Annotated in this window: 9 protein-coding genes; 7 read left to right on the top strand and 2 right to left on the bottom strand. The window is 39.8% G+C overall.

All coding sequences use genetic code 11. The features are described from left to right. Positions 1–28: 28 nt before the first annotated feature. On the bottom strand, positions 29–1,423 hold the full coding sequence (locus ACFPM4_RS14490; RefSeq protein ID WP_382353069.1) for a S8 family serine peptidase: 1,395 nt from the start codon (positions 1,421–1,423) through the stop codon (positions 29–31). Positions 1,424–1,872: 449 nt separating this feature from the next. Here ACFPM4_RS14490 and ACFPM4_RS14485 point away from each other — a divergent pair, with 449 nt between their 5' ends. The 3 genes from ACFPM4_RS14485 (at position 1,873) to ACFPM4_RS14475 (ending at position 9,993) form a co-directional block, all read left to right on the top strand. Beyond that, positions 1,873–8,109 carry an immunoglobulin-like domain-containing protein gene (locus ACFPM4_RS14485; protein WP_382353066.1) on the top strand — a complete coding sequence of 2,079 codons (6,237 nt, stop codon included), beginning with the start codon at positions 1,873–1,875 and terminating at the stop codon, positions 8,107–8,109. 137 nt (positions 8,110–8,246) lie between these two features. After that, positions 8,247–9,266: a Gfo/Idh/MocA family protein gene (locus ACFPM4_RS14480; RefSeq protein WP_382353063.1), complete on the top strand. Its 1,020-nt coding sequence runs from the start codon at positions 8,247–8,249 to the stop codon at positions 9,264–9,266. After that, the gene (locus ACFPM4_RS14475) at positions 9,247–9,993 is read left to right on the top strand and encodes a sugar phosphate isomerase/epimerase family protein (protein ID WP_382353061.1); all 747 of its coding nucleotides are present in this window, start codon (positions 9,247–9,249) and stop codon (positions 9,991–9,993) included. Before ACFPM4_RS14480 ends, ACFPM4_RS14475 begins: the two co-directional genes overlap by 20 nt. Before the next feature lie 102 nt (positions 9,994–10,095). Here the strand turns inward: ACFPM4_RS14475 and ACFPM4_RS14470 are convergent, their stop codons facing one another. Next, the gene (locus ACFPM4_RS14470; protein WP_382353058.1) at positions 10,096–10,842 is read right to left on the bottom strand and encodes a hypothetical protein; all 747 of its coding nucleotides are present in this window, start codon (positions 10,840–10,842) and stop codon (positions 10,096–10,098) included. 142 nt (positions 10,843–10,984) lie between these two features. On the opposite strand from ACFPM4_RS14470, the gene ACFPM4_RS14465 reads away from it, so the two are divergent. The 4 genes from ACFPM4_RS14465 (at position 10,985) to ACFPM4_RS14450 (ending at position 15,163) form a co-directional block, all read left to right on the top strand. Beyond that, on the top strand, positions 10,985–12,325 hold the full coding sequence (locus ACFPM4_RS14465) for a PDDEXK family nuclease (RefSeq protein WP_382353055.1): 1,341 nt from the start codon (positions 10,985–10,987) through the stop codon (positions 12,323–12,325). Positions 12,326–12,474: 149 nt separating this feature from the next. After that, positions 12,475–13,125, top strand: coding sequence for a carboxymuconolactone decarboxylase family protein (locus ACFPM4_RS14460; RefSeq protein WP_382353052.1), 651 nt, complete (start codon positions 12,475–12,477; stop codon positions 13,123–13,125). 189 nt (positions 13,126–13,314) lie between these two features. Further along, positions 13,315–14,124, top strand: coding sequence for a UTP--glucose-1-phosphate uridylyltransferase (locus ACFPM4_RS14455; RefSeq protein WP_382353049.1), 810 nt, complete (start codon positions 13,315–13,317; stop codon positions 14,122–14,124). A 49-nt stretch (positions 14,125–14,173) separates the two neighbouring features. Beyond that, the gene (locus ACFPM4_RS14450) at positions 14,174–15,163 is read left to right on the top strand and encodes a phosphotransferase (protein ID WP_382353046.1); all 990 of its coding nucleotides are present in this window, start codon (positions 14,174–14,176) and stop codon (positions 15,161–15,163) included. The last annotated feature ends 25 nt before the right edge of the window (positions 15,164–15,188 follow it).

The raw sequence follows: 15,188 nt of genomic DNA, 5'->3' as shown, positions 1-15,188 counted from the left end.
CACCATAACATCGGCCTTAGCTTTATTTTTATCTTAATGCGTTATATGCGTTAACGATTCCTTTTCCAAAATAAATATCTTTTCCATTTGGTCCAATATCAATCGCTGTTTTTTCGATCATTTGCGCGACTTTCACTGGGCCGATATTTCCATGTTTAGCAATGATTAAAGCGGCTACTGCAGATACTTTTGGAGTAGCCATTGATGTGCCAGCCATCCAAACATATCCCGTACCAATGTAGGCACTTAAATTCATATCGAGATGGTAATCTGCTTCTGGATAACGTTGGTAGTCGCCTCCAGGAGCAGTTACATCAATAAATCCTGCACCATAATTAGAATAGGATGCTAGAGAGTAATCAGGTCCTGTTGCGGAAACCGTGATAACTCCTGGAACGGAGCTCGGAACACCAAAGCCTGCACCAACAAATTTATAGCCTTCTGGACCATATTGTGCATTCATGAAGTCGGTAACTTCTTTCTTCTTCGTCGCGTTTAATTCGTCGTTTCCAGCTGCAACTACAACTGTTACGCCATGGTCATTTGCATATTTTACTGCGCGTTTATAAATTGCACGATCTGCGACATCATTGCCTAATTTAAAAGTTTCGCCAGTGACAGGGTCTGTCCAGGTATATTGACCCATCATAGCAAAGCCACCTAAACTCATGGAAATGACATCAACGCCATCATCCACCGCATCGATCATCGCTGCTGCAATTGCCGCTGTAGGTGAGCCACCTTCCGCTCCAAACACACGATATGCTTTATATCCAACATTTGGTGCAACACCTAGGATGCGACCATTTCCGGCAATCGTTCCTGCAACATGGCTACCATGGCCGTTGCGGTCCTCATAATCTGTTTCGTCACCAGTTTCTGTTGGATCGGTACCGCTAAAACCGCCAGCAGGTACATAGTTTCTTCCACCTAAAAAGTTAGCCTGTAAGTCAGGGTGAGTGGAGCTTACGCCGGAATCAATAATGCCAACGACAACGTTATGATTTCCAGTTTCTAAGTCATAACTAGCTCCATCATTTGTCACTTGTTTAATATCCCATTGATACATTTCATATAAATCGGCATCTTCGGTACTAACTGCTTGAGTGTCATTGAATTCTACCATACTCGTTTTTGGTAGCTGTAACATAAAAGAAGGGCTTACTGCCTGAACGGATTTAATTCCTTTCAGTGACTTCATTAAGGAGCTTGGTCCTCTAAATTGAAGAGCTCCAACTTTTTCATACGTAGCAACGATTGTTCCACCAGCTTGTTCAATTTGATTGATAACATCTGGAGAAACGTGGTCGCCTGTGAATGCAACGGTAAACATCGTATTAGATGCATTCGTATTTGTTGCTTGAACTGGTAAAGAGAATAAAACTAAGAATAATGATAATGCCAACACTAAAACTTTCTTCATGTAACCCCTCCAATTTTTTTGAATAATAGAAATCTATTATAAACTACTAAGCATACATTGATAAAAAGGCAAAACTCATAGGTCAATATGATTAGGTAGGGTATATTTTTGCTATTTTTCGAGAATCGAATGGTTAAAAGTACCTGTTCATTTTAATGGTAATGGATGATAAAATTGGAAATGAAAGCGTTATCAAAAAATGAACTTCATCATGAAAAAACAGGGAAAGTCCTATGGATAAATAAAGAGGGAAGGGATGATGCTATACATTTATGAAACCAGTTTCATAGAATCAAGTGGAACTTATTTTAGCGAAGCATGAATGAAATGCAACAAGCTAAATATATTTCTTAAACTCATTTTTGGTACCGGTTTCAATCTGTAAGGTATCGCTTTTAAAAGGGGGGATGCCAATGGTAGGAAACTAAATCTGGATGGTAAAAAAGAAAATGAAGAAGAAGGGAGTAATTCTGTTCATGAAGTTTAGTAAATCGCTGAGGATTATATTAATTATCACTTTGATTGCTAATTGTTTTCTTCCATCTTTAACGCACGTTTCAGCAGAAGAACAGCCATCGAAAGATTCTTCCACTTATATTTTACTAGAAGAAGATTTTCAATCTGGCGATCTTTCTAGCTGGGATTTGGAAGGGGCAAATGGATCTTGGACGATTCAGGATGATGAATCCGACAATAAAGTATTGTACCAAAATGCTGGCGGGTCAGAAGCATTTGCGATAACGGGTGATGCAGCTTGGGACGATATTGCCGTTCAAGCAAACATCAAACCAGAGCAAGGTGTTTTTCCTGGAATTCTAGCAAGATATAAAGATCAGAATAACTTCTATATGCTGCGATTACATCCTGACGGTGAAGTAGAACTTTTTAAAAGAGAAAATGGACAAGATCATGTCATTGGCGAAGTTCCGTACGAAGTTAAAGCTGGTACTTGGTATGAATTAAGAATGGTACTAGACGGTGACAAAATTATTGGGTATATGAATGATCAACGACTAATAGAAGTGGCTGATAGCACATTCACTGCAGGTAAAATTGGATTTCGGACGAAATGGGGGAATGTTGCTTTTGATGATGTGCGTGTAACGAGCGTATCAATTGCACCAGATGCTCCTGCTACTTTTACAGTTGATAACGTGACAGCTAGCACTGCCCAGTTTAGTTGGGAGACGGTCGCGGAAGCCAAATCCTACAGACTATATCGCTCCGAAGAAGAAGCTGGAACGTATACGCAAATTTATAAGGGTGAGCAGGCTTCCTTTACAGACACAGATTTATCCCCTACAACAACGTATTTTTATAAAATCACAGCTGAAGCTGGTGGCGTAGAATCAGCAATGAGTTCCGCACAATCCATCACAACAACGGAAGCACCTCCTGCTCCTGAAATATCCATCGACGGTAAAACGGATAGTACGATTTCATTAAGCTGGTCAGAGCAGGATGAAGCCATCGAATATCATTTGTATCGCGCTTTACGAAAAGACGGTCCATATGAGCTGATTTATAGTGGCCAAGATTTCCAATTTGAAGACAGTAAACTGAACACAGGACAGCTGTATTTTTATAAGTTGGCGTATTTTAATGGCGTCGACCAATCCTCTCCATCCAATATTATCGAAGTAAGAACAGAATTACGGATTCCGGATACACCAGATGAACTTCAAGGAATTATTGCAGCTTATAAATTTGACGAAACAGAAGGCACTACGGCGAATAGCAGTGCAGGAGATGGTGGTTCAGCAACACTTATGAACGGAGCTACTTGGACAGAAGGAAGAACCGGTGGGGCTGTTGATTTACATGGTTCAGATGAATATGTCCAGCTTCCTGCAGGGATTGTACGTGATGCCGCTGAAATGACCATTGCCACCTGGGTAAAATTAGATGCACAAAAAACGTGGAGTCGTATTTTTGATTTTGGCAACGATGAAAACATTAATATGTTCCTGACCCCGACTAGTGGTGGAAATGACACTCGATTTGCGCTGAAAAATGGTGGTTCGGAACAAGTTGTTAGTAAGGCACCACCTCAAATAGCAATTGGTGAGTGGTTTCACTATGCAGTAACCGTTGCAAATAATACAGCGGTTTTATATGTGAATGGGGAAGAAGTAGCTCGTAGTGAAGTATCCATTAAGCCAAGTGATTTAGGGAATACACGTAACAATTTTATTGGAAAATCACAATATCCAGATCCATATTTAGATGGGAAAATTGATGATTTCTATATTTTTAATCGTGCTTTATCCCCAGCAGAAGTAGCATTGTTTACTGCTCCTGAAAACGAAGCGAATGTGCAGGCGGATGCAGATGCGTTAACGTTAGGTGATACGAGTGACGTCATGCAAGATTTAACATTGCCAACGCAAGGGAAAAACTTAAGTACAATAACATGGAAGTCTAGCAATGAAGAAATTATTAGCCATAATGGAGCGGTTACGCGTCCGGAAATCGGTGCAGGAAATGCGACGGTCACATTAACGGCAACAATCACACAAGGAAATGCTGTTACAACAAAGGAATTTCAAGTAACCGTTTTGGAGCTGCTAAGTGAGGAGGATTCCGTAAAAGTTGATATGGATGTATTAACGATTCCGAATAAGGATGCAGTGACGGCAAAACTAACGCTTCCGACAGAAGGGCCAAATGGAACAACGATTAGCTGGGAATCTAGTAATCCATTTCATTTACGATTTGACGGAATGGTGAGTCGTCCACAAATCGGCGCAGGGGATATCGATGTGACATTAACTGCGACTGTTTCAAAAGGAGCTTCCACCAAAACGAAGGAATTCACGATCACCATCCTCGAGCAAGATCCAGTTACGGCATATTTGTTTGCTTATAAAAAACTTGTTGATGGGGAAGAAAAATTACACTATGCCATTAGCCGCTATGGTCGTAATTGGGTAGAACTCGGTACCGAAGCGAATGTAGTGAAACCAATTGAAGGAAGTAATGTATTCAAGCTTAAAAATGAGGACAAATGGTATAAGTATGAATATGCCAATAATGCATGGACTTTATATACTGCCGACAGTCCAGATGGTGGTGATTGGGTTGTTGATTCTAATCACTCCCTTCCAGCAAATGCATTAGATGGAACGTTTAAGCCAATTGTCGAATCAGAATGGATACAATTAGTTCATCCTTTATCAGAACCGAGATCTTTGGACGTTGTCGATGTGACGACGAAAAAAGGTCATGCTCCTAAAATGCCGGATCTAGTCCGCATTGTGTATACGAGTGGTTTGTATACGATGGTAAACGTCGATTGGGATGACATCGATGCGGGTAAATACGCAGAAACCGGTACATTTACTACTACAGGGACAGTGGAAGGTTTTGACACAGAAGTTACTGCTACTGTAACAGTATTAGGGGATACAACAACCGATACGATTAAAAATGGGGAGTTCTGGTACGATACGGACGGAGCAATGATTCAGGCACATGGTGGTCATATCATCCAAGTAGAAGACACATATTATTGGTTCGGGGAAGACAAAGGACATAGTGGTGCGACATTAAAAGGTGTGAATGTGTATGCTTCGAAGGATTTGAAAAATTGGAAGTTTCGCAATGCAGTTTTAACACCTACTTCACATCCAGAGCTTGCCGAATCCAAAATTGAACGTCCGAAAGTACTGTACAATGAAAAGATTGGTAAATATGTGCTCTGGGGCCATTGGGAAGAAGCGGATAATTATAATCAAGGAAATGTTGTCGTCGCAGTTTCCGACACAATTGATGGTGATTATGAATTTGTATATCGTTTCCAACCGAAGGGCTTTACTTCCCGTGATTTTACCGTGTTCCAAGATACGGATGGGACAGCATATTTATTTAGTACCGCTAATTTATTTGATACAAATGTATACCGTCTAACAGATGACTATCTGTATGTGGATGAATATATGTATACCATTTTTAAAGGTGGACACCGTGAAGCACCAGCAGTAGTGAAACAAGATGGATTGTATTATTTTATTTCATCTGGGTCAGCAGGCTGGTACCCGAACCAAGGGAAATATGCAGTGACTGCAGATATTACCGATCCAAATGGCTGGTCGGAGCTACGAAATCTTGGAAATCCATCTACCTTTTACACGCAACCATCGTTTATTTTTACGATAAAAGGCTCGAAGCAAGATACGCTCATGTATGCAGGAGATCGTTGGAATCCGACAGCTTTAAGGGAATCCCAATATATTTGGCTCCCACTAGAGTTAAATAACGGTTTTGCGGAAATGAGCTATGCGAAAGAATATGATTTGAATGCGGAGACTGGAGAAGTACATGTATATAGTGATTTACTTGTTTCGGTCGGAAAACCGGTAGAGTCGGACAAAGGGGAAAATCCAGCAGCTGCCAATGATGGCGATGAACAGAACTATTTTGAGTTTGGTGGCGATCTACCAGTACATTGGACGGTTGATCTGGAACGTGCGTATGACTTAAGCAGAATCGATTTAAGCTGGAGACAATGGAATGGCTCGGAAGTATATGTTCAGTATGTAGTCGAGGGAAGTAATGATGGAGAAAACTTCGTCGTTTTACAAGACCAGAGTAAAAATAAAACACCATCCTTCCAAAGTTTAGATCTTGAAGGTGAATACCGCTATGTGCGCGTGAAGATTTTAGGACAATACGGACATACAAACAATGCAGACAGGCCAGTTACTTGGTATACGGGACTTCATGAGGTAAAAGTTTTTACATCTGAAACGGAATTAGATCAGCCGGTTGGTTTAACTGCCATGCCGTTCGTCACTTCTCCAGATGCAAAAGCAGCTACAAGTGTCGACCTAAAATGGCATGCGGTTGATAATGCAACGAGCTATACGGTTTATCGTGCGGATGAATTGGATGGGACATTTGAAGAAGTGTATAACGGAAGAGCGGTTGAATTCGCAGATTATGGTTTAGATGTGAATCAAACGTATTATTACAAAGTTCAAGCATTCCATCCTGGTGGGGAATCTGTTCCATCTGAACCGATTAAAGTAACTACTTTTGAGCTAGCGGATGACATGCAAGCTTATAACAATAAGACAGGGACCACTTATACAGATGAGGATGGGAACCCAAGAATTTTCCCTACCCTAAAAATTGGCTCCACTTATTATTATTACGAGTACGTAAGTTTTAATTGGGATGAAGATGGGAGAAGCGGATTTAAGCAATTAAATGTGTATACTTCTGATGACGGTGTTTCTTGGGGGAATAAGAAGGTTGTGTTAGATACGAACTCGCATCCGGATTTACAAGATGCGAAATTTGAAGGATTGCATATTACGTATCATGAACCAACCGAAAAAGTGATTGGCTGGCTGCATTATGAATTAAGTGGCCCGGATTATTCTTTAGGAAGAGCCGCGTCTTTTTCCGGAGAACCAGGAGAAGAATTAACATTCCATGGTAGCTTTAGACCTGAAGGGAACGCCTCGAGGGATATCACTTATTTTAAAGATGATGATGGTACAGGCTATATTATTTCTGCCGGAAATACGAACAGTGATTTATTCATTTATGAACTAGATGAAACACACACGAAAGTAGTGAAACAAGTAGCAAAAATATTCGAAGGTCAACATCGTGAAGCGCCTTCTTTGATTAAGAAAGATGGTATCTATTATTTGTTCACATCGAGAGCATCGGGTTGGTACCCGAGCCAAGGGATGTATGCTTCCGCCACTTCGATTGAAGGACCATGGTCAGAGCTACGTCCAATTGGAAATGCAACGACTTTCTCTGCACAGTCAGGTGGCATTGTTACGAGATCTGGGACAGAAACGACATCTTATGTCATGCATGCGAATAGATGGATCCATGGCTGGGCAGATTGGCCAAGTGAAGATAATGGTACTGGCCAACGCTGGTTGCCAATTGCTTTTAATAATGGGTATGCATCTTTTGATTATTATGAGCAAGTATTATTTAGTGAGTCGACAGGAATTGTCGTGCCTGTGAAGGAACATATTAATCTATCACAAGGGAAACAAGCATATGCACCGGACAGACTGGGCATCAATGCGCCTTCTAATGTCAATGATGGCGATTATTCTACTAGATGGATTTCGGAAAATAATGCTTGGCCGAAATGGTGGATGGTCGATTTAGGCAATACGTACAGCCTAAGCAATATCGACATTTCGTGGTTTTTATTTAATGGTTCGGAAGCGTACTATCAATACAAAGTAGAAATTAGTACGGATGGTGTGAATTTTACAACCACAATTGACCGTACGACAGAGGGGAATATTAAGTTTGATTATGGATTTACGACCGATACACTAGAAGGAGAAGCGAGATATATTAGAGTTCAACTAGTTGATGCGAAGCTCCATAACAATCCAAATAACTGGTATACTCCACAACTTTGGGAAGTGAAAGTGTTTGGTCACGCAACATTTGCGTCTTTATCAACAACATTACAGACATCTGTGGAGTCAGGTGACATATCTGGTTCCGTCGTAAATGTACTAAATAATAGACTTAGAATAGCAGAAAAACATTTTCATGATGGTAAGATAAAACAATCGACGAAGGCATTAGAAGATATGTTGAAGCACATAAAGAAAGCAGGGAATAGCATTTCCACTGTGCTGAAAGAAGAATTGGAGAAAGACATTTTAAGTGTAATGAATGATATGAAAAAATAGATGACAGATTAATAGAATAAATTGCCAATCTACCAACTATACATATAATAGTTGGTCTTTTTTTTTGCCTCATCACAGTATTTTAGTAGGGGACATAGATGTTAAGAGAGTTGGATTATAAAATTGGAGGGATGGAGATGGACAAGGTGTTTAAAGTTGGGTTAGTTGGAGCGGGTGGAGTGACACAGTTACATTTAGATGGGTATAAAAATCATCCGGAACGTGTCGAGGTAGTAGCTATTTGTGATCCGAATGAGGAAGTATTAAATAAACGAGCAGATGAATATGGAATTAAACATAGATTCACAGATTTGCAGGATTTTATTGAAAATAGTCATGTCGATGTTGCCGTTGTTTGTACCCCGACGTCAGTGAGAAAAGAAGTGCTCTTTCCAATCATCGAAGCAGGTATTCCAATTTTTGTGGAAAAACCTTTTTCCGATACATTAACGGAAGCTGCTGCGATTGTCGATAAAGCGAGCAAGGCAAAGCTTCCGATGGCAGTTAATCAAAATTTCAGAAGGCATTATCCGTTTGAGCTAATCCGTGGGATTGTAAAGGAAAATGCGATTGGTAAAATTAGTCAGATCATGTTTACCGAGATATTTTTCCGCCAAGATGCTGGTTGGCGATTAAATAATAAGCGTCATGCACTCTCTGTCATGGGGATTCATTGGTTGGATGGCTTTAGGTTAGTGCTCGATGCAAATCCGGTGACGATTGCTTGCCAAACGAGGTCATCATCCGCGATAAATTGTGCAGGGGAAACAGAGGCAACGGTGCAAATGGCGTTTGATAACGATGCGATTGTCACATATGTACAAAGTTTTTCTAGTTCTTTTAGTAAAAATGAAATGATTGTCATTGGGGAAAAAGGCACGATTGTCGCGAATCATACGTCTGTAAAATTATATCAACGTGGACAAGCTGAACCGATAAAAACATGGAAACATCACATATCTCGGGAGGAGGCTACATTTGGCGGTCTTAATCAGTTATTAATGTGTATAGAGAGTGGGCATGTCCCGACGAATAATGTGATCGATAATTTGAAGACGGTATCCTTATTGGCGGGGGCCTATCAAGCGGCAGAGGAGAATTCGGTTATCTCTTTTGATGCAGAAGGGTTGTTGCAAAATGAAATTAGCATTCTCTAGGCCAACAAGTACGATCGAAGAGCAGGAAATTTTATTTAAGCATTACCAAGCGGTCGGATATGACGGTTTGCAGCTAAAACACTCCCAATATGCACCATATATTGGGAGTCCGGAAATATTTTTAGAGGCTTGGGGAAATCCAAAAGGGGTAGCATCAGCGCTCATTGCGGGAGGTTCCTTGGATGAAGAGAACCAGCAGCATTTGCGGAAGCTGTTCACTTTCGCGGAAAAAGCCGGTAGTGAGATCATCGTTTTTTGCCATTCACTTCCGAGGAAAGGCGTGACAGCAGACGATATTCGCGCATATGCTGGCATTCTTTCCGAACTTGGAAAAGAAGCGGGACAAAAAGGTGTGAAGCTTTCACTGCATCAACATTATGATAATCCGGTGATGTATAAAGAGGACATCGACGTGTTTTTCAGCTCGGTAAAAGACGATGCAGTTGGGTTGACGGTTGATACAGCGCACTTGGTAAAATCAGGCATTACGGATGTGGCCGATATTATTCACACCTTCCATTCGGTGATTGATAACTTTCATTTAAAAGATTTTGCGGATGGAGACTGGAAGGTACTCGGAAAAGGAGACATCGATTTTCAACCAATCCTCCAAGCAATCCGTGATATCGGGTACAACGGCTGGATCTCCGCAGACGAAGAAAGCGGCGATGGAATCATAGAGGGATTACAGGAGTGCTATCGGTTTATGGTAGAAGGGTTGGGGTAAGGTGCCAGGCACCCGCCCAATTATGAATGTTCCAAATCGTTTTGGTGCCAGGCACCCGAGCAATTATGAATGTTTCCAATTGTATGGGTGCCTGGCACGTTTTTAATAGTACCGCCGCCACTTGTCTCTGTCTTCGTTTTCTTTTTCCATGCGTTGGATTCGTTCTTCTACGAGGTAGGCTTGTGTGGTTGAGACTTCTCGTAGGAAGGTGGCGATGTTTTGTTGTAGTTCTTCTTTTATTTGAAAGGCGTTGTGTGTTTTTTCCTCAAGTATCGCCCACTCGTCACTGCTGACGATTTCGAGCCACGTAATGTCATCACGGTAAGGCAATGATAGCTTTGTTAATTCCTCGACCGCTTTCACGTATTCTTTTCGCAAGTCCTCAAACACTGGTAGTCCGTTTCGGCCTTTTCCACCGCGGAGTCTACCAGCAAGTGCGCTGTAATCCTCTAATAAATCTATCATTTCAATTTTATAACTATCTAGATCCAACCATTCATCGGCAATCACGTCAAAATTTTTATACAAATAGTTGTTTCCCCAATAAATCTCGGACATGAAATAACTATAGACTAATTCAATATCATTCACGGAATACTCACCTTCTGCAATGATGTTGGCAACTTCGCCGGCTGCTTCTGGTTTTACAGTAGATAAATCTTCTATAGTATCTTCGATAGATTCATATTCACTTTGATCTTCATTTTCATAAGAGCTAGATGAAACTTCCGTTATTTTCTCATTTGTTTCTGTTGTATTGCGGTCTGCAAAATAATCAGACCAAAGAACAATATTGGCCGTAATTACACCAATCACCAGTAGGAATAGGATGTAAATGAACTTTTTCACAAAAATCAAATACCTTTCATCTTTTATATTTCAAATATTATATCATGATAGTGATCCAATAGACCTAGATGATGTCGATTATTGTCACTTCGTATTATAATAGAATGATAGTTGAAATTGTTTAAAAAATGAGGTGCATTCGATGGCAAAGACACTTACGATCGAGGACATGAGACAAATGGCAGCAGAGAATGGTGGATGGTGCTTGTCAGAAGAATATATTAATCAATTAACAAAATTAACATGGAAGTGTGCAGAAGGGCATGTGTGGGAGACATTGCCAAAGCATATTCGCAAAGGAACATGGTGTCCAACATGCGCACGTAAAAAAGAAAACAGAAAAAGTTATGGAACTGTTACGATAGAGGACATGAAACGTATGGCGAAAGAACGCGGTGGAGAATGTCTATCTGATACATATGTGAATAAATCTACGAAACTTCAGTTCAAGTGTGGAGAAGGTCATATTTTTGAAACAAGACCGGCTGAGATTTTAAGAGGAAATTGGTGTTCATTTTGTGCCGGAAAGCATAAAAATTCGATTGAAAAAATGAAGAAAATCGCAAAAGAACGTGGCGGTAAATGTTTATCGACTTCCTATAAAAATGTGTTTACTCATTTAGTATGGGAGTGTGCAAATGGTCATCAATTCCATGCGATTCCAAAGCATGTGTTAAATGGGCATTGGTGTCCAAACTGTACAACTTATTTAAATGAGCAACGCTGCCGTTTTATACTAGAATCGTTATTTGAAACGAAATTTGTGAAAGATCATTCTGTGTTAGATGGATATGAACTGGATGGCTATAATGCTGAGTTAAAACTTGCTTTTGAGTATCATGGAAAACAACATTATGAGGAAGTAGATTTCTTTTACTCACGAGGTGACATGAGCTTAGAAGATAGAATCGCACGAGATAAGCTGAAGGAAAAACGCTGTGAAGAATTGGGAATTGAGTTGTTAGTGATTCCTTATACGGTCGATCCAGCAGATCATGTTTCTTTTATAGTGAATGAGCTTTCCGAAAGAGGTTTTCAGTTTAAAATAGAGCCGGAAGATATTAATTTTGATAACTACTATCCTACGAAAAGTGAGCTTCAAGAAATACAGGATATTGCTGAAGCAAAAGGTGGAAAATGTTTATCAAATGAGTATATCAATGTTGATACAAAAATGGATTTTGTATGTGAAAAGGGTCATCACTTCTCCACAACACCATGGCGAATAAAAAAAGGAAATTGGTGTAGAAAGTGCTTCGAAACAGAACGAGCAGGTGCTTCCCAACGACTAGATGCGAATGAAATGCACCGCATTGCCGCAGAAAAAGGCTGGAAATGCCTCTCAACCGAATACAAAAATGCCCGCACAAAACTAACCTGGCAATGCGAAAACGGCCACACCTTCGAACGCAACCTCTCCCATGTAAAAGAAGGACGCGGCTGCCCCACATGTAAAAAAGTGCCTGGCACCCGCACTATTTAGAATAGTTTTGGTGCCAGGCACCCGAAAGATTCAGAATTGTCCCGGTGCCTGGCACCGTTTTGATTTGGGTATAATGGGTAGTAGTAATAGTATCTTTTAAAAGTTTATTCAAATAATAGGAAAGACCTTACACGAAAGGAAGTTATACGATGTCGAGCCCATTATATGCAAAAGAGTATGTGAAGAATTTACGGCAGGTGCGGGATCTTGCTCCAGAACAGACTCGAGCTTTTTTGGAATATAGTTCGAGTGTACTGAAAGATGGAGCTCTCTCTAAAAAGGAAAAGGAGATTATTGCAGTAGCGATTACGCATGTGACAGAGTGTCCGTATTGTATTGATACACATACGAAAAGTGCCAAAAAAGCAGGTGCATCTCTGGAGGAATTGGTTGAAGCAATATATGTGGTGGCCGCTGTGGAAGCAGGAGGAGCGGTAACGCATAGTACACATGCTAGCAATGCCTTAAACTCCGAAGCCGAAGATGAGCTGTATAAACGATCGAACTTGAAACAACTTGGTCAATTAGGTAAGTTTGCACCAGATGGGTTTAAAGGATATACCCATTTTAGTACAACCGCAATGAAGGCTGGAAAATTGTCTGTTAAAATGAAAGAACTTATCGCGGTAGCAGTTGCTCACGCATCCCAATGTCCATATTGCATCGATGTTCATACGAAAAAGGCAGTCGAAGCTGGTGCTAGTAACGAAGAACTAGCAGAAGCAATTATGGTTACATCTCTACTACTCGCGGGCGGAGCCTACGCCCACATCGCCAATATGATCGAAAGCTATAAATAATTAGGTGCCTGGCACCCGTTCTATTCTAAACATTCAGAATAGAGTGGGTGCCAGGCACTCTTTTGTTTAAATATAGACGTTAGCAGTGCCAAAAAGGTTAACATGTACATTTACTATTTATACATATTGCCAATGTTCGGGTGTTTCCATCCCATGTAACAGCAATTGGAGAAGGGGGGAAGTAAAACGTTGATAAAGAAAGCCATTATACCAGCAGCTGGTTATGGAACGAGAGGATTGCCAATTACTAAGGTAGTTCCGAAAGAATTATTCCCGATTGGTGATAAGCCAGCCATTCATTATATCGTGGAAGAAGCAATAGCGGCTGGAATTGAAGAAATATTAATAGTTGTGTCACGCTCGAAAAATTTAATTATTGATTATTTTGATCGCTCATTAGAACTGGAAGCTTTTCTAGAGAAAAATGGAAAAACACATTTATTAGAGAAACTCAAATTTCCAAAAGTTCATATCCAATATACTCGCCAAACATATGCGAGTGGTCTTGGTGATGCCATTCTTTTAGGGAAGCAATTTGTTGGAGATGAGCCGTTTGCTGTGTTGTTACCAGATGAAGTTATTTTGGATCATGAGAAAGCTGGCTTAGGACAATTGGTGAAGTTGTATGAGAAAAATCAAAAAAGTGTATTGGGATTATATAAAGTTGAAAAAACGCTGCTCTCAAACTACGGTGTCGTCGATTGCAAATTAGTGGAAAAAGATATAGCTAGCATCTTAAATATTGTAGAAAAGCCTGTAAGTAATCCGCCTTCTAAATATGCAGTCATCGGCAGATATATTTTTAATCCACAAATTTTCTCCTATTTAGAACAGGTGAAGCCAGGAGTCGGAGGCGAAATTCAACTAACGGATGCCATTAATGAAATGCTTGCATCCGAAAAATATGATGGAGTTATGCTCCATGGAAATAGATTTGATATTAGTATTTTGGATGATTATATTACGGCAAATCAATATATTCGAAGCACTTATAAGTAATTTTTTTTATGTAAATTACAGGTTTTATGGAAAGAAAGGAGTTTGAAATTTGAATCCCAAAAATAGGAAAGCTTTACTGAAGGTACTGGAAGAGTATCATTTGCCCATCCAAGATGTAGTTTTGATCAGCGAACCGAAAGTGAACAAGGTTTGGGTCTTTCAGGATACGAAAAATCAAAAGTGGCTTTTATTAAAATTCATTAAGGAAGGAAAATCACTTTTTCCAATCATGCTTCATTATTATTTATCTGAAAGTGGATTTTCTGTTCCAAAAGTGTATACAACCATCAACAATCAACAGTACGTCCACACGCAGAAAGGATATTACTATTTAACGGAATTCGTACAAAACTTGGAAAAGATCGATGAAAAACAACGTGTTGAAGCGTTAGCAAAATTTCATGTACATGCACGATTTCCAGCCTTATGGAATTTTAATGAAAAAGGTGAGTTTCCGGATAGTAATACATTTTTAAAAAGTTATAAAAGTAAACTCGATGAATTAACAAAATGGCGGTCTTCTGTTCGTTCTTCCACCTTAAAAGAAACAATCAATGAGGTTATTCAAATTGGAAGTGGTGCGTTTCAGCAACTACAAACGTATGATGTAGAAGGTTATCTTGAACAAACGTCGAAGCAATTTACGATTTGTCATGGAGATTTTAACATGAATAATGCGTTTGTCACAGATAATGGGAATTTTCTTGTTCTTGATTTCGATCGTGCCTACTACGGACCACCACTAGAAGATTTTCGCTTTCTCATGATGTCTCAAACACGTAATGCTAAAAAAGATCAATTATCTAAATTAAAACCGTTATTTGAACATTACTTTGCTATTTGCACGGAAGACCTGCAGTATAAAGATATTTTTAAAGCTGATTCCATGTTCCCGCATGAATTTTACAAACAAATGAGCGAGCTAATGGGTCAAGTGAAATTAAAAAATATCGGCAAGTATGAAGAAACTTTCGTTCAGATAGCGGACTTTGAAAAAAAGAAATATGACTATCTTTTAAACGGAAGTGAGTGGAATTGAAAACAATTGCTCATTATGTAAGAGA

It is taken from the genome of Lederbergia graminis (genome assembly GCF_042655485.1).
Taxonomy (GTDB): Bacteria; Bacillota; Bacilli; order Bacillales; family Bacillaceae_C; genus Lederbergia; species Lederbergia graminis.
Note: the sequence above shows the minus strand (reverse complement) of the source record. Positions and strands in the feature narration are given on the sequence as shown.